Below are 20,247 nucleotides of genomic sequence, written 5' to 3'. Positions count from 1 at the left end.
ACTATTGGAAGTTTGGGCTGTAGCAAATCAAAAAGGCGGTGTGGGCAAAACAACAACTACTATTGCTTTAGCTGGTCTATTAGCTGAGTGTGGTAAAAAGGTATTACTTGTAGATACAGACCCACACGCTTCTTTAAGTTACTATTTTGGTATTGAATCTGAAGATTTAGACTTGAGTGTTTATGATTTATTCGTTCAAGTTGCATCTAAAGAGCAAATACTACAAAGTTTATGTCCAACACAATATAGTAATATTGACATATTACCGGCAACTATGGGCTTAGCAACATTAGATCGCTCATTAGGTGCCAGAAATGGTATGGGGTTAGTGTTAAAAAAGGCAATGTTAAAATTGTCGCAAAGTTATGATTATGTGTTGATAGACTGTCCGCCTATTATAGGTGTGCTTATGGTTAATGCATTAGCTGCGTCAGATAGAATAATAGTACCAGTACAAACAGAGTTTTTAGCATTGAAAGGCTTAGAACGTATGGTTAAAACTATGGATATGATGGCAATAGAACAAGGGAAACCCTTTAATTATACTATTGTGGGAACAATGTTTGATAAGCGAACTAAAGCATCACTCTTAGCTTATAAACATTTACAGAAAACCTATCCAAATAACATTTGGCCAAATATTATCCCTGTTGATACAAATTTTAGAAATGCAAGTTTAGCACAGAAAGTCCCCTCACATTATTCACCAAATTCTAGGGGTGTTTTTTCCTATAAAAATTTATTGGATTATTTATTGAAGCCATCGCAAAGAAGTATCAAATAGATGTCAAAATCATTAGCAGCTAGTAAAAAAGTTATGAAAAATTATCTGTCAGAATTATTGACAGATAAGCCCCCTATGGAAGATAGCAGTAGACATGATTTACCGGAAAGAAAGGATAGTAAATCAATTGAAGAACAACGGTTAGAAAATCTGCTAAAGAATGTTAATGCTGAATTAAATATTAAAGAAACGAGTGTTTCAACAACAAAGAGTTTAAATAAAGTAATTGATACTAAAAAAATATCAATTGATGAAGGAACTCCAGAACAACGTCAAGATACCATAGTTGCACAAAAAAGCTCAGCTAGTTTACCTCCACAAGAAGATAAAACTTATCGTAATGGTGATTTTCAGGCATTGTTTTTTAATGTTGGTGGTTTAACTGTTGCAGTGCCGTTAGTTGAATTAGGTGGTATTCATCCGATAGAAAAAACAACGGCATTAATGGGAAAACCTGAATGGTATAAAGGTGTAATGTTATATCGAGATGAAAAAATTAATGTTGTTGATACTGCCTTATGGGTAATGCCCGAAAAGTGCGATGAAAAGATGAAAGATTCATTAAATTACCAGTATGTGATCATGCTAGGAAATAGTGCTTGGGGTTTAACAGCAGAAAATCTAGTTGATACCGTTGTTTTAAAGCAAGAGGAAGTAAAGTGGTTAGATGCACCAAGTAAGCGACCTTGGTTAGCTGGCTTAGTAAAGGATAAAATGTGCGCCTTACTTGATGTAAATTCATTAATTCAATTACTTAATGATGGTAGCGGAATTCATCAAGATGATTAATAATGTCATTAGTAAGCTTTAATCGACAAATACGAAATAATAATTAACTTAAAAGATAAGTTAAAAAGTCTTAAATAATTGAGGGGCAAGTGGTATGTCTGACGAAAAACGCAGTTTAAGCGGTAAAAAAGGTGAAAATGATGAAGTACTTCAATGGGTAACGTTCAAATTAGAGAATGAAACTTATGGTATTAACGTTATGCAAGTACAAGAAATTCTACGTTACAGTGAAGTAGCGCCTGTACCTGGAGCTCCAGTTTATGTACTTGGAATCATTAATTTACGTGGTAATGTTGTCACTGTGATTGATACTCGCTCTCGTTTTGGTTTAGAGCCTAGTGATGTTACTGATAATACTCGTGTCGTTGTTATTGAGTTAGAACAACAAGTGATAGGTATATTGGTTGATAGTGCTTCCGAGGTTGTTTACCTTAAAGCCTCTGAGATTGATGATGCACCGAATGTAGGTAATGAAGAGAGTGCTCAGTTTATACAAGGTGTATCTAATCGTGATGGTGAACTACTTATTTTAGTCGATTTAGATAAACTATTATCAGATGAAGAGTGGGATGAACTAAAACAGTTCTAATCGTTTTTTGAACGTCAGCAGGTGAGTATGTGCCAAGATATTGGTTTATTCGGTATCTTACATTTTACTTCCTGTTAACCATATTCTTTAATAAATTATTTTGCATTGGTGAATGGTAACACTTGTTTAATTACGTTTTTTGGAAATTACTCTTATTATGATTGTTATACAGACCCGTAAGTTAGCCTATTTATGTCTTTGCTAGCAGTGCCTATTATTGCCATCGTTGCACTTGTTATTAGTATCTTATGTTTGGTTATTATTTTTGTTTTAATAACCCGGCACAGCACTAAGTTTGCTGTTTATGAGTCTCAATCGCAAGCGCATGAATTACTCGTGAATAGCTTGCAATCAGCCAACGACGATTTAAATGCGAGGATACGTAATCTATCTCTACAGCAAGAAAAATCATTAACTGATAACACATTTGTATCTAAGCAGTTAGAGCATAGAATTAAGGCTATTCAATCTCAATTGAACTCCCAACAAGATCTTATCTCGCAATTACAAACTGATAAAGGTGATGATAAATTCTACTCTCGAGCAATAAAGTTAGCGAAGATAGGTGCTGATATTGACGAAATCGTAACTGAGTGCGAACTTCCTTACGCCGAGGTTGAAATGTTAATCTCTGTTTATCAAAATAAAGCTAAGGGCTAGTGTTTTCTGAAATAAAAACAAGTTAAACTAGTTCTCTTTATACCTATACCTTTATTAATATTTCTTTACTCATATTAATTAGCATTAACATGGCAAGGAACAATCCCCGTGAAAGACGCTTTAAGCCACTCTATTAGAATTTTATTTTTACTTTCTTTTTTTATTTTATCTGGATGTTCAACTACCCCTTCAGCTCAGGAAGGTTTAAGTGATCCAAGAGATCCTCTAGAGTCTATCAATAGGCCTTTTTGGACTTTTACTTGGGATTATGCCGATAAGTATGTTGCTAAGCCGTTGTCTGAATTTTATACCACCAATATGCCCATTTTTTTACGAACGGGCTTACATAATATGGCATTAAATTTAAATGAACCTGCAAGTATTATTAATAACTTACTACAATTAAAAATGGAAAATGCCGCTAAAGCAACGGGACGCTTTGTACTCAATTCTACTATAGGTTTATTTGGTTTTTATGATCCTGCAAGTGATTTTGAATGGTCTACTGAACAAGAAGAGTTTGGTGAAGTATTAGGAGTTTATGGTGTCGGAGATGGCCCATACATTGTTATACCCGGGCTTGGTCCTAGCTCTGTTCGAGAAGAAGTAGGTGATTACGTCGATCGTTTATATTGGCCTTTAGCTGTTATTGATTTTTGGCCAAATGTAGTGCGTTTAGGGATTATCGGTTTAGAAAGTCGATCGTCAATAAAAGATCAAGAGCAGTTACTGGAAAATTCTACAGACTCCTATGAGTTTATTAAAAATGCATACTTTCAAAATATGAATTATCGTGTGTATGATGGTAATCCCCCCATCGTTATTGATGAAGATGAAGAAGCTGCAATAGATGCACTTTTAGATGAATTTGAAGATTAACATTAAAAAGTTATAAACATATACCGAAGTTAGCCGTAATTTGTTAGAATTGCGGCAATTTTTTACTCTTATCATTTGATTGGCTTCTTGTTAACAGAAAATAGCACAGTCAATTTGATATAAACTTTATTGGAAACAGTTAGATGAATATTATTGAAGGTTCATTTCAAGCTAAAGGCAAAAAATTTGCCATTGTTGTGTCGCGTTTTAATCACTTTATAGTTGATAGCTTACTTGATGGTGCAGTTGATGCACTTAAGCGTCACGGTAGTGTTGCTGATAGTGATATTACTATTGTTCGTGTGCCAGGTGCTTACGAATTACCATTAGCAGCTAAAAAACTTGCTAAAAAAGGTGATTTTGATGCAATTATCGCCATTGGTGCTGTTATTCGTGGAGGTACGCCACACTTTGATTTTGTTGCTGGTGAGTGTAACAAAGGTTTAGCACAAGTTTGTTTAGAATCAGAAATACCTGTTTCTTTTGGTGTTATTACAACTGATTCCATTGAACAAGCTATTGAACGTGCTGGAACTAAAGCGGGTAATAAGGGTGCAGAAGCAGCTCTTGGCGCATTAGAAATGGTTAACGTTCTTTCTCAAATTTAGGATACATATTGTGAAACCTTCTCCTAGAAGAAAAGCACGTGAACTAGCGGTTCAAGCTGTTTATTCATGGCAAATTAGTCAAAACTCAGTTAATGACGTGGAACTTAATTTCATTTCAGAAAATAGCAAACGTCGTTTTGATATTGAATACTTTCAACAACTTTTACGTGGTGTAACGGGCAATATAGCTGGATTAGATCTTGCCATTTCGCCACATGTTGATAGACCAATTGATGATATTGATCATGTTGAAAAGGCAATATTACGTGTTGCTGTATACGAATTAAGTGAATGCCAAGACGTACCTTATCGCGTGGTCATTAATGAAGCGATTGAATTAGCGAAATTGTTTGCTGCTGATGATAGCCATAAATTTATTAATGGCGTTTTAGATAAAGCTGTAAAATTAATTCGCCCTCAAGAGTAATAAATCTTTATGCCAAAGAGTAAATAGTTAGTGCTATGAAAGAATTTGAACTCATAAAAGAATTCTTCACCAAGCAAGCAGTACAAAGAAAAGACGTACTTCTTGGAATAGGTGATGATTGTGCAGTAGTTTCTTGTACTAAAAATCAAAAAATTGTTGTCACTACGGATACGTTGGTTGCTGGCGTTCATTTTCCTTTAGGTACCGCAGCGAGAGCTATTGGTCATAAAGCTGTTGCGGTAAATTTATCAGATATTGCTGCGATGGGTGCAAAGCCTAGTTGGATATCATTAGCTATTACTGTACCTGAAGTGAATGATGAGTGGCTTACTGATTTTTGCTCAGGTGTTTTTGAGCTTTGTGAATTCTATAATGTAGAGCTTATTGGTGGTGACACTACGCAAGGGCCATTAAGTATAACGATAACAGCACAGGGGTTAACGGCTGAAGATCAATATTTAACGCGCTCTGGTGCTAAAGCCGGTGACTGGCTTTATGTTACCGGTGACTTAGGCGATGCTGCTTTAGCGTTATTACATCTCAAAGAAGGTGTTTTAACGGATAGCGAAGCTATTGAACATGTTCAAAGAAAATTAGATTATCCAAGGCCACGTGTACTTGCAGGTCAAGCTTTACGTGAATATGCTTCAGCGGCAATAGACATTTCTGATGGCTTACTTGCTGATCTAGGACATATCTGCCAAGCTTCAAATGTTGGTGCAAATGTTGTTTTAGATGCTATTCCCTTATCTGAAACTATGAAAAAATCACAATTGTTTGAAGATGCGGTGGAGTTAGCACTTAATGGTGGCGATGATTATGAATTATTGTTTACCGTTTCTGAAGATAAAAAAGTCGGATTAGAAACTGCGTTATCTCATACAAGTACTTCGGTCACTTGTATAGGACAAATAAATGCATCGCAAACTATTTCTACTACATTGAATAATAAACCAGTAGCAATTAAAAGCTCAGGTTTTCAACATTTTTCTTCACAATAAATAACTTCTAATAGCGTCGGCATAACTATGAAAAATTCCCAATCAAAGGTTTTGTTTGATATTAAACAACCGGTTCAGTTTTTAGCTTTAGGGTTTGGTAGTGGTTTAGCCCCTAAAGCACCGGGTACTTTTGGTACCTTAGCAGCAGTTCCGCTTTTTTTACTGTTAGCATTGTTAACACCAACATACTATTTAGCTGCGGTAATTGTTATGAGTGTCGCCGGTATTTATATCTGTGGTAAAGCGGCAAATGATGTAGGAGTTCATGATCACCCAGCCATTGTATGGGATGAATTTGTTGGCTATTTTATAACAATGTTTATGGTGCCTGTCAGTTGGCAAACTGTTTTAGTTGGCTTTTTATTATTTCGAGTCTTTGATATTTTAAAACCTTGGCCTATTTCTTTTATTGATAAGAAAATGTCAGGTGGGGCGGGTATCATGTTTGATGATATTCTAGCAGGTATATTTTCTTTAATTATCATGCATTTAATCTTTTAATTCTACACTGTGTTTTTACTTACAATTTCTTAATCTAGATCAATAGCAATTATCCTGATTTTAAGCTACTTTTAAATAGAGGGTAAATAAAAATAACTAGGCAGAGGTTGTTTTTTATTTTTATGCCCTCAACTATTTATTAAGACGTTACATTTTACAACGTTTAATCTCAGCTTTACTTCACAGTACTGTTTAAAGTAAATGTTAAAAGGAATACCTATGAAAATAAATCTTTCTGGTCACCACGTTGAAATTTCTGCTTCAGTAAAAGAAGACATCGATGCAAAATTTTCTAAAATTGCAAGTCATTTTCCAACATTAATTGCCTTAGACGTTATCGTGTCTAAAGAGCATAATCAACATCAGGTTGAAGTAACAACAAACTATGAAGGTGGACGTATATCAGTAAAAGGAATTGATGATGTAATGTACCCAGCCATTGCCAGTGCAATTAAAAAACTTGATGCGGCCTTAAAACATCGTAAAGGTCAGTTAAAAGCTAATTTACATGAAAAACCTCAAAGTACAGCGCCAGAAATAGCACATGAGAAAGTGCAAGAGATGAATTTATCATAATCGTATAACGTAATATTAATAAATTTAAAACTAGAAAAGCTGTGAAATAATTCATAGCTTTTTTTTTGACTATTTTGATGGCTTAACTTTCTTCAGTTTCTTTTGAAGCTGCTTCTTCTAATGCCAATTTTTCTCTTTCTGCTTTAGATATATAACGAGGCTTATTACTGGTATGTAATTTAGCATTCGCTTTTTTTTGCTTCTTTTTTAGTGTGTCATTAATTTTCTTTTTACGATTCATAGTTTATTCTTTCGTGTTAAATAGCTGAAAAGGTCGATTGCTGTTATTATGCGCTTATTCACTTTCCCTTGAAAGTTTATTATATCTTAAATTATTTCAATTTGAACAATACAGAGGCACAACCTTGAGCGAAACAACTACTAACGGCAAAGGCTCATTAGCTTTTTCTTCACTAAACCTGCATAAAGATTTAGTGCAAAACTTATCTTCTCTTGGCTATCAAGAAATGACGCCAATACAAGCACAAAGTTTACCTGAAATGTTAATGGGTAAAGATGTTATTGCTCAAGCTAAAACAGGCTCAGGTAAAACCGCTGCTTTTGGTTTAGCTTTACTAGAAAAACTAGAAGTTAAACGTTTTAGAATTCAGTCTATGATACTTTGCCCTACGCGCGAATTAGCAGATCAAGTAGCAAAAGAAATTCGTAAACTTGCCCGCGCAGTACATAATATAAAAGTACTTACGCTATGCGGTGGCACACCATTTGGTCCTCAAATTGGCTCATTAGAACATGGTGCTCATATTATTGTAGGAACGCCTGGCCGAATTGAAGAACATGTCATTAAAGGCACACTCAAGTTAGATGATTTAAACTTATTAATACTTGATGAAGCCGACCGTATGTTAGAAATGGGCTTTGAAGCAGCACTTGATAATATTGTTGAGCGCACGCCGCTTGATCGCCAAACCTTGCTATTTAGCGCAACTTTTCCGAAACAAATTCAAGCGATCAGTGAAAGTATAATGACTGAACCAGTGATTATAAAAGTGAGCACTGAGGAAGATCAATCTAATATATCGCAAGAGTTCTTCCATGTTGAAGATGACATAGAACGATTTGAAGCACTACGCTTAATACTGCTTGATAACCCAGTAGAGTCTACTGTTATTTTTTGTAATACCAAAAAAGAGACCCAAGCCGTTTGCAATAAATTACATGATGATGGCTTTAGCGTTTTAGCATTACATGGCGATTTAGAGCAAAAAGACAGAGATCAAACTTTATTACGCTTTGCTAATAAAAGTGCTGCCATATTAGTGGCTACTGATGTTGCAGCTAGGGGGTTAGACATAGACTCTCTTGACTTAGTTGTTAACTATAATATAGCACATGACAGTGAAGTACATATTCACCGTATTGGCCGTACAGGTCGTGCTGGAGCGCAAGGTAAAGCGGTGTCATTGTTCAGTGATAAAGAAAGCTACAAAGTAGGGTTAATTGAAGATGAACTTGAACAAGTCATCAAACCAGGTTTATTACCTTCTGCTGAAGTGCTAAATAATGTTAGGCCACAAGCTAAAATGGCGACGATACAAATTGATGGCGGTAAAAAGCAAAAAGTTCGCCCAGGTGATATTTTAGGCGCATTAACAGCTAAAAATACTGAAGGCAAAAATGGCGGTGTTGAAATTACTGGCAAAGATGTAGGCAAAATCAGTGTTTTAGATATTAGGTCTTATGTTGCGGTAGATAAAAAAGTGTTAAAAAGCGCATTAAGAAAGTTATCAATGGGGAAAATGAAAGGACGAACCTATAAAGTACGTCACTTAACGGTATAGAAAACTACCCCATAAACATAAGCTTATAGAAAATAGCCGTTATATTTTGCTCAAACAATATCAACAATTAATTAAGCAACAGGTGCTTTGTGAAGACAAAGCACAATCCTCAGCTGTTGCTGCACTAGATTTGTTATCTAAACAACTAGTGCAAATTAGTAATGAACGAAAATCGTGTCATCCACAAAGCTTCTTAAGTACTATATTTACGCGTTTACCCCTTTATAAAATATTGAGACATAAACCAATCTCTGAAGGGGCTATTCCTCAACTTAAAAGTTTATATTTGTATGGCAGGGTAGGTCGAGGTAAAACAATGTTAATGGACATGTTTTATCAAAATATTCCTATTAAGCATAAGAAGCGCATTCATTTTCATCGTTTTATGGAAAGTGTTCATCAACAGCTAAATAACCTTGCTACACAACAATCATCTTCTGGTCAGAAAGTGAATGTAAATCCACTCGCCTATATTGCAAAGTCTTGGGCAACTGATATTGAATTACTGTGTTTTGATGAGTTTTTTGTGAGTGATATTGGTGATGCAATGTTACTTTCAGGGCTATGCCGTGAGTTATTTTCCTTAGGTATAACACTGGTGTTTACATCTAACTGCAAGCCGGAAGAACTTTATCGTAATGGTTTACAACGAGAGCGATTTTTACCGACGATCGATTTGATTAATCAATATTGCCAAATACTATCCGTTAATGGTGATACAGATCATCGATTAACCGATGCTGTAGTCGTAGGCTACAAAAATTATTATTTTAGCAATGCTGATGGCGAACAACTTCTTGCGAAACGTTTTAAGGCATTATGTCATGGTTTACCTACACTTTTAGACAAAGAGATTATTATTAATAATCGAAAAATTAGTTATCGGGCTAAAGCAGATAAATATATTTGGTTCGATTTTTATGATCTTTGCTCTGGGCCTCGAAGCCAAAGAGACTACATTCAATTGTCAGATAAGTTTGCAACAGTATTAATAAGCGATGTTCCACAATTTTCTGGTGAACTGGTACCTGCGGTATTTTCAGGCGTAGAAGATAGTTATCAACGAAGTGGCGTATTAATGGGGAGTTTACGACACTTAGATGATGAAGCTCGTCGCTTTATCGCACTAGTTGATGAATTTTATGATAGAAAAGTACAATTAATTATCAGTGCCGATGTTGATATAGTGGACCTTTATCAAGGACAGCAGCTAAGTTTTGAATTTCAACGTTGCCAGTCACGGTTGTTTGAAATGCAAAATTATTGATTTCCTGTCGCTATTAGTCTGCTAAGTGTTAACTAAAATTTAATTGCTAATATTTAGCTTTTTTTACTAAATATTATTGTTTCTATTAAAAAATTACTTTTCACATATTTCTATGTTATTGAAAAATAATTAATTAAACTTGGCATCACTCTTGTAGTATTAAAATAAAGGCTAACAGAAAAGCGTTAAATAATAACGTAAAAATAAACGCTTAGAACATGTGCTAATAGCAGATGCTAATTAAAGCACTAACTGAAATTGCATAGAAGGTATCATCATGATAAATAAATTATTGTTAACAATTAAATCACCAAAAACACTTATTGCTGCAACATTGCTCTCATTATTTTCATCAACAGCACTGTATGCGCATGACTCTTGTGATGTTGATTTAAAGGCAGGCTTAACAATTAATGAGACAAAACTTGAATTCTTCGAACCAAAAAAGAAAGAGAAAGTTTTATATGTTATTGATAAGCAATATAACTTAACCGTTGGTGGAAAAAATATTTCGCTGAACTCTGAGCAACAAGCGTTAGTAAAAAAATACGCGACTGATATTCGAAATATAGTACCGCAAGTAAGGCTTATTGCTATTGAAGGTGTTGATCTTGCGTTAGCTGGTGTTGATTTAGCATTTAATCAACTATTAGGCGAAGGCAATGAAGTTGGCGCTGATTTAACTCAAGAGCTTTCTTCACTTAAAGCAGAGGTCGCTGAGCGCTTTACCATTAAAAATGGTTTTACTATTGGTGAAGATGGCGTGAAAGACGATGAACTTTTTGGCGCTGATATCGAACAACGTATTGAGTCAGCAGTAGAAAAAGCGGTGATGAATTCAATGGGAAATTTACTGGTTGCTCTGGGACAGGAAATGATGCTTTCAGGCGGCGATAGCAATGATTTTGAAACTCGTATGGAAAATTTTGGCGAAACTATTGAATATGAAATGAAATCAGGTGCTGAGAAAATTGAGCGTAAAGCTGATAGCTTGTGCGCAGCTGCTATTGAAATAGATCAACTTGAAGAAAAGCTAAGATCGAATATTCCATCTTTAGCTGATATTAACGTTATTACGGTTAACACTGTAAAAATTGATGATAAGCAAGAGAAAAAGTTAATGTAATTATCGTTTTTAACTTTAGGCGTTTTATATTTATTATTTCCAAGGCTTAGTAATGTTATCATTAATAAGCCTTTTCATTTTTATTTAATCCTTCATGCACGCTGTTCATCAATTACACCTATTTAGAAAAAGCTTAAGTACCACCACATATAAAGCACGAGGACAGCGAGTTATACGCTGTGAACTCTGCCGCTTAGCTAAGCAATATTGCATTTGCGCTATTGCCCCAGCCAAGGGCACTGTGAAAACCAATGCAGGCTTCCTACTGTTGATGTATGACACTGAAGTATTAAAACCAAGTAATACGGGAAAGTTGATAGCTGATTTAATTCCTGATACTTTTGCTTTTTTATGGTCACGTACAACCAAAAATGACGAATTACAAGCAGTGCTTGATGATGAGCAATGGCAACCTTTTGTTGTTTTTCCTCAAGAATATGCTGACGATAACCGCGAAGTTAATTCTAATACTGTGGTATGTGATGAAGGAAAAAAACCTTTATTTATTATGCTTGATGGCAGTTGGCGAGAAGCTAAAAAGATGTTTCGAAAGAGTCCTTATTTAGATAAGTTTCCTCTTGTTTCTTTTGATCCCAAAAGCTTGGTTGATAACTTATCATCACCTGTCGGCAACGACTCTCGTTATACCGTGAGAAAAACTGAATTAGAGCATCAATTTTCAACGGCTGAAGTTGCCGCTAGAGTACTTGATATGTTTGGTGAGAAAGATAACGGACATTTACTTGATTTATGGTTTGATGTTTTTAATTATCAATATCAAAAAAGTGTTTGCCAACGTAATAAAGGTAATTCAAGTGCTATTGAGAACTATCAAAATTTTCTACAAGAAGGCGATATTTAATAAAGTAGAATGAATAACGGATAACAAAGCTTTATCTTCGTTACCCGTTACCCGTTACCCATTAATTATTGATTATTAGTTGTTTGAAACTTACTTCATGCTAATCGTTGAGTGAATTTCAGAGCCATCTTGATGGTCTGGTTCGAACCAACGAGCGGTTACTGATTTTGTATAAGTCCAAAAGCTGATTACTTGCTTACCGTTAGGTCCTAAATCACCTAATTTAGAGCCACGTGAGCCGGTAAAGCTGAAATAGGCTACTGGTACAGGAATAGGTACGTTAATACCCACTTGACCAACATCTATTTCATTTTCAAATTTTCGTGCTGCCCAGCCAGAAGAAGTAAACAAAGACGTGCCATTACCATTTGGATTGGCATTAATTATCTCAATCGCTTCATCTAATGTTTCAGCTTCTAATACACATAAGGCCGGACCAAAAATTTCTTGAGTATAAATGTCCATATCGGTAGTTACATTAGTAAATAAGGTTGGTCCGACAAAATTGCCGTTTGGATAACCTTCAACCTGACAATTTCTACCGTCAATTAGCATAGTAGCACCTTGTTCAACGCCGCTGTCGAGTATGCTAATAATACGAGCTTTAGCTTGTGGTGAAACAACCGGGCCTAAATCGGCATCTCGTTGCGTACCTGGGCCAATTTTCATTTGTTTTGCTCGTTCAACAATTTCAGGTAGCCAGTTTCGAGTTTCACCTACTAGAATTGTTACAGGGTTAGCCATGCAGCGCTGTCCTGCTGCACCAAAGGCTGAACCAAGTAAATCATTAATAGCACGATCTTTATTTGCGTCAGGCATAATGACCATATGGTTTTTAGCACCCATCATAGATTGGGCACGTTTACCGTGTTTAGTCGCATGGTTATATACGTGTGTACCAACACCAGTTGAACCAATGAATGACACTGCTTTTACTGGCTCAGCTTCAATTAATTGATTAACGACATCAGCATCACCATGAACAACATTCAATACACCGGCTGGAATACCTGCTTGAAGTGCTAATTCAACAAGTAGAATTGTTGATGAAGGTGCTTGTTCTGATGGTTTTAAAATAAACGTATTACCACAAGCAATAGCAGGTGGGAACATAAACGATGGCAGCATTAATGGAAAATTAAATGCGGTAATGCCTAAACCAACACCAATTGGCTTATTCAATGTATAAGTATCTACGCCTGATGCTGCGTTATTCGCAATTTCACCTAATTGTAAACGGGTAATTGAGCAGGCATTTTCAATAGCCTCTAATGAACGACCAACTTCGCCTTCAGCATCTGGGAGTGTTTTACCATGCTCTAAAGTAACTAACGCAGCAAGCTCTTGAGTATTCTCTCTCACTAATTGTTGAAAATTCAACATGATACGCATACGGTTAGTTAAAGAAACCTTAGACCAACTTTTAAAAGCTTCAGCAGCACTTGCAACTGCAGCGGCAACCTCTTTTTTGGTTGCTATAGGTACTCGGGCAACTACTTCTTGTGTAGCAGGATTTAAAACGTCTAACCAAGTATCTGTAGTAGAACGAACTTTTTCACCATTGATGATCAGTGGAATCTCTTTAACAGTCATGACAGTCCTTTTTTCAAGTAATTTATTTTAATTGGTACTAAAGTAATCTTTTAACATTTACTGAGCAATACGCATAAATGCAGTAGCTATTGCATTTTTGCAAGCAGTTGTTTTTGTTGTTATGATCAAATAATGAACTGGGATGATATAAAATTATTTTTAGAGGTCGCGCGTAGCGAGCGTTTATCTATAGCGGCTAAGCGTTTGATGATTGATGCATCAACGCTCTCTAGACGTGTGCATAAGCTAGAAGAAAATTTAGCCACAAAATTATTTGAACGAACTGTAGATGGGCATGTCTTAACGCATGATGGTAAAAAGCTATTACAATTTGCTCGACGAATGGAGCTTGATGCTGTTCAGGCATTCGATGAAATAAAAGAGCAAAAAGATTTAAATAGCGGTCGTGTTCGTATTGGTGTCACTGAAGCGTTTGGTAATTGTTTTATTGCGCCTAATTTAACAAAACTTAAACATGAATTCCCTAATATTCAAATAGAGCTAGTACACTTTGCCCGCTACGTAAAAATAAGCCGAAATGAAGCAGATATTGCAATCGCTGTTGAAAAGCCAAAGAGCACTTCAACAATTATTACAAAACTTTGTGACTATCAGTTGCAATTATACGGGCATGCAAGCTATCTTAAAGAAATAGAAGGAAATGTAGAATTTAGTCAACTATCTAAATATCAATGGGTTAGTTATGTTGATAACCTTTTATTTACTAAACAACTCTCTTATTTAAAAGAGTTAAGTGCAGATATTAAACCTAGTTTTCAAAGTACAAGTATTACGAGTCAGTATAGTGCAATAAAAAGCGGACTAGGTATTGGTATTTTACCTTGCTTTCTGGCTGAACAAGATGCTAGCTTAGTTAAACTTTGTAGTGATGAAATTAAATTAGTGCGTAGCTTTTATCTAGTAACACACCCAGAAAGTAAACGTTTATCTCAGGTAGAAACAGTGTGGAAATATTTGAAAGTATTAGCACAACAAAATAAACAATTGCTTATGCCAGAATGAGCTAATAGTCTAAGTAAATAACAAATAAGTAAAGGTGAACATGGACAACTCAAATCAATCTCCAGGTGACAACTCTCAAGGTACTTTCAAAAAAACACCTTGGACTCTTATCGTTTTTATTATCCTTGTCATTATTGCTATTGGCTTTGCATGGCAATATACCGGCAATAAACCGGCGCCTGTTGTCGTTGTTGAAAAGCCGATGCCAACACCCGTTATTGAGCCAGAGCCTGAAATGATAGTAACTGAACCAGTACAAGAGCCAGAGCCATTTGAAATTGAAGAGATAGTTGAAGAGGTCGCGCCAGTAGAAGTGCAATTACCATCTTTGGATAAGAGTGATGACTGGTTAAAAGTGAAATTACCAGAAATTACTTGGCGAAAAGAGTTACTTACTCTTATTGTTGGTGAAGATATGATTCGTCGTTTTGTTGTCTTTACCGATAACTTTGCGCAGGGAATCGTTGCTTACGAGCATAGCCCATTTATATTGCCTAAGATAAAGTTTTCACCTGAAGCTGATAGCGCTAGTTTACAAAATATAAATGGAGGGGTGGTAGCAGCACCACAAGATGTTTTGCAATGGAGCGAGAGCTCTAGCGAACGTTTTAGTTTGTATGTTGATTTACTTCGTTCGATGGACAGTGACACCTTAGTTCAGTGGTATGAAGAAATAAAACCATTGGTAAATGAAGCCTACAGTGAATTAGGCTATGAAGATGACTTTACTAATACCTTACAAGACGCCATTACACGGGTTTTGGATATGGAGTTACCTAAATCATCAATGGCCTTGGTTCACCCAAGTGTTATGTATAAATTTGCAGATCCTGAGCTTGAAGCACTACCTGACTCGGATAAATTATTATTGCGCTTAGGTAAGGAAAACCTTTTAGTAATAAAATCTATTTTATTAGAGATACATGAGAAGTTGGCTCAACAAAAAAATGGTGTTAATTAGGAAGTAAAAAATCAATTTACATTAATAGCAATTACTTTACTAAAAAGAGAGTGTTTAAGGTTAATATTTAGATGTTTGCACAAAAAACACCCAAGCAGTATAAGGTTCTTAGAAAATAACTAAGTAGTGCTTGCATACATCGATTTGATTAGCGATAATTCGCGCCACTTAAGCAATCTAAATATTTATCTTTGTTTAAGATCATTATGGTGACCCTTTTGGTCCCCTCGCAATGATACTCTGTGAACTCGGCCAGGTCCGGAAGGAAGCAACCGCAGCAGACGACTCATGTGCCGAGGTGTGGCTATTAGGGTTGCCACCCAATATTTTATTATCAATGACTTACACCACAAAAAAGCGTAACTGCTACAATTGGTGCTACAATGAAGTCAGCAAATATCCCTCATTTATACATCCGCAATGGTATTTATTACTATCGAAATAATTCCTCTTGGAAGTCTTTAAGAACACGTTGTAAAAAAGAAGCCTTTAGAAAAGTCAGTCATATTTTGTTTGATGCTGTATTTTAAATGTTGAGTTTCAATAAATAAATTTTTTAAGCTGAGCTCAGGTAAGTTAGTATTATGCGTTTAAATAATGAGGAGGTATGAAGCAAGAGGCAAAAATATTCAGGTTAAATCGAGAAATTCAATTTCAAATAACTCATAAGTAATATCAACTCCTCATCATTAAGTGGTAAAAGTCACTGAAGTTGCTTATTCACAATTCATAAGTAGTGAAACTATATTCGTAATTAGTTCAATTTCATGAATAAAAATAAAATTTATATAAGCATTTTTATTTTTAGAGTGTTAATTCGACATCACACAATATATACTTTATCGATTAACATAATTATGGATAGCCCTGTTAACGGGTAAGATTTAGGCGATCATATATGATGTTGTTCTCTACTTTAAATCGATTACCTTCGGTTATTTTTACTTGGCAGAGTGAGTCTTTTTATATTTTAATGATTTTTAAAAAACATTATTGTTTAATTTGTAAGTACACAATATGTTTATTTTTAGTTGGTATTCTACCTTTTTGTTCTAATACAGCTTACTCAGCAGAAAAAAACTCATCGATTTCTACTGTTGATAAATATACTGATAACTCACCGGAATTAGCGCTTTTAAAGCAAGCCAAATCACTTAAATATAAAGATAAAAAACAAAGCACGGCATTAGCTAACGAAGCACTCTTGTTATCGCAAAATAATAAAAATCATCGTTTGAGTGCACATTCACATTATTTATTAGGCGAACTGGCGCGCGACTCAAAAGATATTGAACAGTCGTTATATCATTTTTTAGAAGCTACTATTCTTTACAAAAAAATTAATGAGAATAAGCGCTTAATTAGTTCTTCGGTTGATTATGCTACTATGCTTATTTTGGCTAGACGATATGATGAAGCAAATAAAATACTTGATGAATTACTTCCTTTAGCTGAAAAATCCAAACAAGATTTATCCATAGCGCTTATTCTCATAACCAAAGGAGCTGGTTATTATGAAAAAAAGCACTATAACGATGCTATTGAGCAATATTCTCAAGCGCTAAAGTATCTTAAAGCAGATGATAAAATTGTACAAAGACATCTTGGCGAAACCTATAAAAATCTAGCTCAGTCGTACAAACGACTGAGGAATAGAGAAAAAACGGCATTTTTTTATAGAAAAGCGTTAGATGTATTTACTGCTTTACAAGATAAAAAATTAATGGCACGTACGTTGAATACACTTGCAGAGGCGGAGCGCTACCTTGAAAACTACGTTGTTGCGTTAGAATATTCAGTCCGTGGTTTAGAAATACATGATCAAATCGAGGATCCTGCTGGGCGTGCCAAAGCGCTGATAGGCGCGGGCATAATTTATCGCAATATTGGTCAATATGAAAAGTCGTTGACCGCTATTTATGAGGCTTACCTGTACTTCACTAAAATTAAAGATTTTAGCAGTATGGGAAAAGCATCCAATCAAATGGGTCTTATATACACTCGATTGAAGCAATTCGGACAAGCCCGTTCGTTTTATCAGTTTACTATTGATTTGCCTGAAGAACAGATTGAGACAAAAACGCTTGCTTCAGCATTAAGAGAGTTGGCAGTGATTGATTTAAATGACGAAAAGTATCAATCTGCTCATGTTATGGCGAAAAAAGCTTATAAAATTTACCAAAAGGAAAATGATTACCTAAAAGGCTCTACTTCGGCACGCATCATCGGCAATATTTATCGAGCACAGCAAGAGAATAGTCAGGCTATAGCGTATTATAGAGAATCGTTGGCGCAAGCGATTAAAGGAGGTAATGAGTTATATCAAATTAAAGCGCAAACACCATTGGCAGCGCTGCTTAGTGATATGAATAGTGATGAAGCTGTTAGTTTACTAAAAAAATCATTAGAATTGTCGACTAAAATCAACACAAAATATCAGACGTTATATGCCTATCGAGAGCTTAGAAAATTAGAAAAGAGAAGAGGGAATATTGCAGAGTCATTAGGTTATGCTGAAAATGAAATAGCACTATCTAAAGTTATTCAAGATGAAAGAGAGGAAGAAGAATTAGTTTTAGCTAAAGCGAATTTGTATTCACATAAAATGGAAGAAGAGCTGAAATCGTTAAAGGAAAAAGTAAGACTTGATCAGCTTCAATTACTTAAGAAAAATACTGAAATTGAAATAGCTGCGCAAGCAAGAATTATTTCTGAATTAGAGCTTACTAAAAATAAATATGCCAGTGTTGCATTAGCTTCGTTATTGGTTATTTGCTTGCTTGCCGTATTATTTATATATAAAAGGTTTGTCGATTCAAACAAACGAAATAAAGAACTAGATTATTTAGCAGCTCGCGACCCGTTGACTAATTGCTATAATCGTCGAATTTTATTTGATTTTATGAATAGAGATTTTGTCGATACTACAAGGCTTAGTGAGTATTGCATTCTTATGGTAGATATCGATCATTTTAAGGAAGTAAATGATAGTTATGGACACAGTGCGGGAGATTCTGTGCTTAGTGCTGTCGCTAATATTCTACAAAATAGTGTGCGTCAAAATGACATTGTTGCACGTTTTGGTGGAGAAGAGTTCTGTATTGTTTTACCTGGAGCTCCAAAAGAGCAAGCAATGGATATTGCTGAAAATATTCGTCAAAAGGTTGAGGCTAGTAGCTTTAACAATATTTCTGTTACCTGTAGTTTTGGTGTTGCCTCCATTAAATTTAATGCTAAAACACCATCAGAATTAATTGAACAAGCAGATTTAGCACTCTTTAAATCAAAATCTCTAGGACGCAATCAAGTTAGCTTGTGGGAAAAAACCTTTAAACCTAAGAATTAACAACTGGCTAGGTTGATGCTTTAATTAATTCAGAGCTAGAAGTGTTATTAAACATTAGGTTATAGTGGGGATTTTACAGATATAAGAGCGTTAAATCTTTGAGCTAACTTTAATTTAATAAAGGATCATATTTATATCGTCAATACCTAGATTCGCTTCCTTATATTAATATTTTTAAATTTAATCATTATTTGAGTGTTGCATATTCATAAATTCAAGAGATTTTGTTATGGCCACTTTTACTTTTGATTCCATTTCAAAGCGCTCAGATGCAGGCAAGTAAAAAGCCATATCAACTTCATGACGAATATAACGAGTAGGTAGTTGATTTAATACAACGCATGTAAGATCTGCAATAAAATCTTCATCATATTTTTCATCAAACTTAGATAAAGTAAAATGTTGCATTACTAATTTTTCATAATAATTATGGATGTCATCAGATATTTTCATAGTTGCCTTCTTATTATTAATTTATTAGTTTCTAATATTAACCTTAGATTTATTTATATGCCATTCTTATTCGTATGAAATAAGGTAATAAATTTTAACGTTTTTCAGCAAACTCTATATCACGTTCAATTGCTGAAATTGCTTGACGACAACGGCCAAGGCGTTGATGTAAAGCAAGTACTTCCATTGATATTTTTTCGCTTTCATGGTTTTTACACCGTAACCGCGCATTTTCTCGCTCACTAAGCATATCCATTAAACGTCGTTCAAATTCATGATGTTCGTTTAATTTTTGATACAGCTGATGGCTATTTAACATAATGTTTTTAGTGAGTGCGCTGTATTTGTTCGTTTGTTTTTCTTTTGCTTTTTTTATACGAACTTTTTTGTTTGCATCAAAACTTAAGGTGGCAGCCTGGTGCATCACAGCATTTGATTGTAATGCAATAGATATAGCAGATATTTGCTGTTCGATTTGTAGTAACACTAATCTTGAAAGCTCTACTTTATTGGCTGCAACTAAACGAGAAAATTCTGATATTTTTCGTTTAGTTTCTTTTATATATGGAATAAATTGATCACTTTGACTAACAAATAGCGTTGATGAAAATAAATTGTTATTTTCAATTAAACAGTGTGCTTTGCGTTGTGTATTTTGTATATCTGTTTGTTTAGCTTTCGCTTCGAGTGTTTCTAGTAACACAGACAAACGCTCAATAGAGTTCATTATTTAACCTAATGTAAGAGCCGCAGCAAATTTCATTGTCATTGTAGCACTTGAAATAGGAATGATTTTATAAAAATAAGTCTTTTATATTACTAACCCTTATAAAAGCTAAGAAGAAAAAATCGGCTTTTGTAATTATATGTTTACAGTTGGGTGTTTTATTATTTTTAGTTGTTGATTTTATTATGTTATTTTTTGTTTTGGATGGAAATATTTGGAATTGATTAATTAGGTATAAATAAATGGCATTGTTTTAAGTTGTTGTTTTTAAGT

The 20,247-nt window shown here is 34.8% G+C and carries 22 protein-coding genes and 1 other RNA gene; 19 read left to right on the top strand and 4 right to left on the bottom strand.

Going from position 1 to position 20,247, the window contains the following annotated elements; genetic code table 11:
* Nucleotides 1-4: 4 nt before the first annotated feature.
* From Q4503_RS03480 to raiA, 10 genes are all read left to right on the top strand, one after another.
* A complete protein-coding gene (locus Q4503_RS03480; RefSeq protein WP_215973335.1) occupies nt 5-784 on the top strand; it encodes a ParA family protein in 780 nt (259 codons plus the stop codon).
* Entirely contained in the window at nt 785-1,573 is a 789-nt protein-coding gene (locus Q4503_RS03475; protein ID WP_303601387.1) for a chemotaxis protein CheW, read from the top strand.
* A 94-nt stretch (nt 1,574-1,667) separates the two neighbouring features.
* Nucleotides 1,668-2,162, top strand: a complete 495-nt coding sequence (locus tag Q4503_RS03470; protein WP_215973334.1) for a chemotaxis protein CheW — start codon at nt 1,668-1,670, stop codon at nt 2,160-2,162.
* Between the two features lie 192 nt (nt 2,163-2,354).
* Complete coding sequence (locus tag Q4503_RS03465; protein WP_215973333.1) at nt 2,355-2,822, top strand: DUF2802 domain-containing protein; 468 nt, start codon at nt 2,355-2,357, stop codon at nt 2,820-2,822.
* A 108-nt stretch (nt 2,823-2,930) separates the two neighbouring features.
* Entirely contained in the window at nt 2,931-3,701 is a 771-nt protein-coding gene (locus tag Q4503_RS03460) for a VacJ family lipoprotein (protein ID WP_215973332.1), read from the top strand.
* 143 nt (nt 3,702-3,844) lie between these two features.
* A complete protein-coding gene (gene ribE, locus Q4503_RS03455; RefSeq protein WP_159818403.1) occupies nt 3,845-4,309 on the top strand; it encodes a 6,7-dimethyl-8-ribityllumazine synthase in 465 nt (154 codons plus the stop codon).
* A 10-nt stretch (nt 4,310-4,319) separates the two neighbouring features.
* Nucleotides 4,320-4,736: a transcription antitermination factor NusB gene (nusB, locus tag Q4503_RS03450; protein WP_215973331.1), complete on the top strand. Its 417-nt coding sequence runs from the start codon at nt 4,320-4,322 to the stop codon at nt 4,734-4,736.
* A gap of 35 nt (nt 4,737-4,771) precedes the next feature.
* Nucleotides 4,772-5,737 (top strand): thiamine-phosphate kinase, encoded by a 966-nt coding sequence (gene thiL, locus Q4503_RS03445; RefSeq protein WP_215973330.1) that lies wholly within the window; start codon nt 4,772-4,774, stop codon nt 5,735-5,737.
* Nucleotides 5,738-5,764: 27 nt separating this feature from the next.
* A complete protein-coding gene (locus Q4503_RS03440; protein WP_303601386.1) occupies nt 5,765-6,238 on the top strand; it encodes a phosphatidylglycerophosphatase A in 474 nt (157 codons plus the stop codon).
* A gap of 219 nt (nt 6,239-6,457) precedes the next feature.
* Entirely contained in the window at nt 6,458-6,814 is a 357-nt protein-coding gene (gene raiA / locus Q4503_RS03435) for a ribosome-associated translation inhibitor RaiA (protein ID WP_215973328.1), read from the top strand.
* 82 nt (nt 6,815-6,896) lie between these two features.
* On the opposite strand, the gene Q4503_RS03430 is transcribed toward raiA, so the two are convergent.
* Nucleotides 6,897-7,055, bottom strand: a complete 159-nt coding sequence (locus Q4503_RS03430) for a DUF2986 domain-containing protein (protein WP_215973327.1) — start codon at nt 7,053-7,055, stop codon at nt 6,897-6,899.
* A 124-nt stretch (nt 7,056-7,179) separates the two neighbouring features.
* Here Q4503_RS03430 and dbpA point away from each other — a divergent pair, with 124 nt between their 5' ends.
* The 4 genes from dbpA to Q4503_RS03410 all read left to right on the top strand — a co-directional run bounded on the left by dbpA (nt 7,180) and on the right by Q4503_RS03410 (nt 11,871).
* Entirely contained in the window at nt 7,180-8,616 is a 1,437-nt protein-coding gene (gene dbpA, locus Q4503_RS03425; protein WP_215973326.1) for an ATP-dependent RNA helicase DbpA, read from the top strand.
* A gap of 46 nt (nt 8,617-8,662) precedes the next feature.
* Nucleotides 8,663-9,883 carry a cell division protein ZapE gene (gene zapE, locus Q4503_RS03420; protein ID WP_215973325.1) on the top strand — a complete coding sequence of 407 codons (1,221 nt, stop codon included), beginning with the start codon at nt 8,663-8,665 and terminating at the stop codon, nt 9,881-9,883.
* 277 nt (nt 9,884-10,160) lie between these two features.
* Nucleotides 10,161-11,009, top strand: a complete 849-nt coding sequence (locus Q4503_RS03415; RefSeq protein ID WP_215973324.1) for a DUF2884 family protein — start codon at nt 10,161-10,163, stop codon at nt 11,007-11,009.
* Between the two features lie 94 nt (nt 11,010-11,103).
* Entirely contained in the window at nt 11,104-11,871 is a 768-nt protein-coding gene (locus Q4503_RS03410; protein WP_303601385.1) for a tRNA-uridine aminocarboxypropyltransferase, read from the top strand.
* Between the two features lie 90 nt (nt 11,872-11,961).
* On the opposite strand, the gene Q4503_RS03405 is transcribed toward Q4503_RS03410, so the two are convergent.
* Entirely contained in the window at nt 11,962-13,464 is a 1,503-nt protein-coding gene (locus tag Q4503_RS03405) for a CoA-acylating methylmalonate-semialdehyde dehydrogenase (RefSeq protein ID WP_215973322.1), read from the bottom strand.
* Nucleotides 13,465-13,596: 132 nt separating this feature from the next.
* On the opposite strand from Q4503_RS03405, the gene Q4503_RS03400 reads away from it, so the two are divergent.
* The 5 genes from Q4503_RS03400 (at nt 13,597) to Q4503_RS03380 (ending at nt 18,794) form a co-directional block, all read left to right on the top strand.
* The gene (locus Q4503_RS03400) at nt 13,597-14,487 is read left to right on the top strand and encodes a LysR family transcriptional regulator (protein ID WP_303601384.1); all 891 of its coding nucleotides are present in this window, start codon (nt 13,597-13,599) and stop codon (nt 14,485-14,487) included.
* 40 nt (nt 14,488-14,527) lie between these two features.
* Nucleotides 14,528-15,448: a DUF3014 domain-containing protein gene (locus Q4503_RS03395; RefSeq protein ID WP_215973320.1), complete on the top strand. Its 921-nt coding sequence runs from the start codon at nt 14,528-14,530 to the stop codon at nt 15,446-15,448.
* 216 nt (nt 15,449-15,664) lie between these two features.
* Nucleotides 15,665-15,761: signal recognition particle sRNA small type (gene ffs / locus Q4503_RS03390), an RNA gene on the top strand.
* A 70-nt stretch (nt 15,762-15,831) separates the two neighbouring features.
* Entirely contained in the window at nt 15,832-15,978 is a 147-nt protein-coding gene (locus Q4503_RS03385; RefSeq protein WP_303601383.1) for a hypothetical protein, read from the top strand.
* A 368-nt stretch (nt 15,979-16,346) separates the two neighbouring features.
* Nucleotides 16,347-18,794 (top strand): diguanylate cyclase, encoded by a 2,448-nt coding sequence (locus tag Q4503_RS03380; RefSeq protein WP_303601382.1) that lies wholly within the window; start codon nt 16,347-16,349, stop codon nt 18,792-18,794.
* A 180-nt stretch (nt 18,795-18,974) separates the two neighbouring features.
* Here Q4503_RS03380 and Q4503_RS03375 read toward each other — a convergent pair whose 3' ends face one another.
* Both Q4503_RS03375 and Q4503_RS03370 read right to left on the bottom strand, forming a co-directional pair.
* Nucleotides 18,975-19,247, bottom strand: coding sequence for a late competence development ComFB family protein (locus Q4503_RS03375; protein WP_215973292.1), 273 nt, complete (start codon nt 19,245-19,247; stop codon nt 18,975-18,977).
* A gap of 94 nt (nt 19,248-19,341) precedes the next feature.
* Nucleotides 19,342-19,974 carry a primosomal replication protein gene (locus Q4503_RS03370; RefSeq protein ID WP_303601381.1) on the bottom strand — a complete coding sequence of 211 codons (633 nt, stop codon included), beginning with the start codon at nt 19,972-19,974 and terminating at the stop codon, nt 19,342-19,344.
* Nucleotides 19,975-20,247 lie beyond the last annotated feature (273 nt).

The organism is Colwellia sp. 6_MG-2023, assembly GCF_030547765.1.
GTDB lineage: Bacteria > Pseudomonadota > Gammaproteobacteria > Enterobacterales > Alteromonadaceae > Colwellia.
The sequence above is the reverse complement of the archived record's forward strand: the minus strand, read 5'-3'. Positions and strand labels throughout refer to the sequence as shown.

Bases quoted from the DNA above. Each gene is read 5' to 3' on its own strand.
- Q4503_RS03380 (WP_303601382.1), top strand. From the start codon at position 16,347: ATGATGTTGTTCTCTACTTTAAATCGATTACCTTCGGTTATTTTTACT.
- Q4503_RS03370 (WP_303601381.1), bottom strand. From the start codon at position 19,974: ATGAACTCTATTGAGCGTTTGTCTGTGTTACTAGAAACACTCGAAGCG.
- Q4503_RS03385 (WP_303601383.1), top strand. From the start codon at position 15,832: ATGAAGTCAGCAAATATCCCTCATTTATACATCCGCAATGGTATTTAT.
- Q4503_RS03415 (WP_215973324.1), top strand. From the start codon at position 10,161: ATGATAAATAAATTATTGTTAACAATTAAATCACCAAAAACACTTATT.
- thiL (WP_215973330.1), top strand. From the start codon at position 4,772: ATGAAAGAATTTGAACTCATAAAAGAATTCTTCACCAAGCAAGCAGTA.
- Q4503_RS03375 (WP_215973292.1), bottom strand. From the start codon at position 19,247: ATGAAAATATCTGATGACATCCATAATTATTATGAAAAATTAGTAATG.
- Q4503_RS03405 (WP_215973322.1), bottom strand. From the start codon at position 13,464: ATGACTGTTAAAGAGATTCCACTGATCATCAATGGTGAAAAAGTTCGT.
- raiA (WP_215973328.1), top strand. From the start codon at position 6,458: ATGAAAATAAATCTTTCTGGTCACCACGTTGAAATTTCTGCTTCAGTA.
- Q4503_RS03395 (WP_215973320.1), top strand. From the start codon at position 14,528: ATGGACAACTCAAATCAATCTCCAGGTGACAACTCTCAAGGTACTTTC.
- Q4503_RS03470 (WP_215973334.1), top strand. From the start codon at position 1,668: ATGTCTGACGAAAAACGCAGTTTAAGCGGTAAAAAAGGTGAAAATGAT.
- Q4503_RS03465 (WP_215973333.1), top strand. From the start codon at position 2,355: ATGTCTTTGCTAGCAGTGCCTATTATTGCCATCGTTGCACTTGTTATT.
- Q4503_RS03430 (WP_215973327.1), bottom strand. From the start codon at position 7,055: ATGAATCGTAAAAAGAAAATTAATGACACACTAAAAAAGAAGCAAAAA.
- Q4503_RS03440 (WP_303601386.1), top strand. From the start codon at position 5,765: ATGAAAAATTCCCAATCAAAGGTTTTGTTTGATATTAAACAACCGGTT.
- Q4503_RS03410 (WP_303601385.1), top strand. From the start codon at position 11,104: ATGCACGCTGTTCATCAATTACACCTATTTAGAAAAAGCTTAAGTACC.
- Q4503_RS03475 (WP_303601387.1), top strand. From the start codon at position 785: ATGTCAAAATCATTAGCAGCTAGTAAAAAAGTTATGAAAAATTATCTG.
- Q4503_RS03400 (WP_303601384.1), top strand. From the start codon at position 13,597: ATGAACTGGGATGATATAAAATTATTTTTAGAGGTCGCGCGTAGCGAG.
- ribE (WP_159818403.1), top strand. From the start codon at position 3,845: ATGAATATTATTGAAGGTTCATTTCAAGCTAAAGGCAAAAAATTTGCC.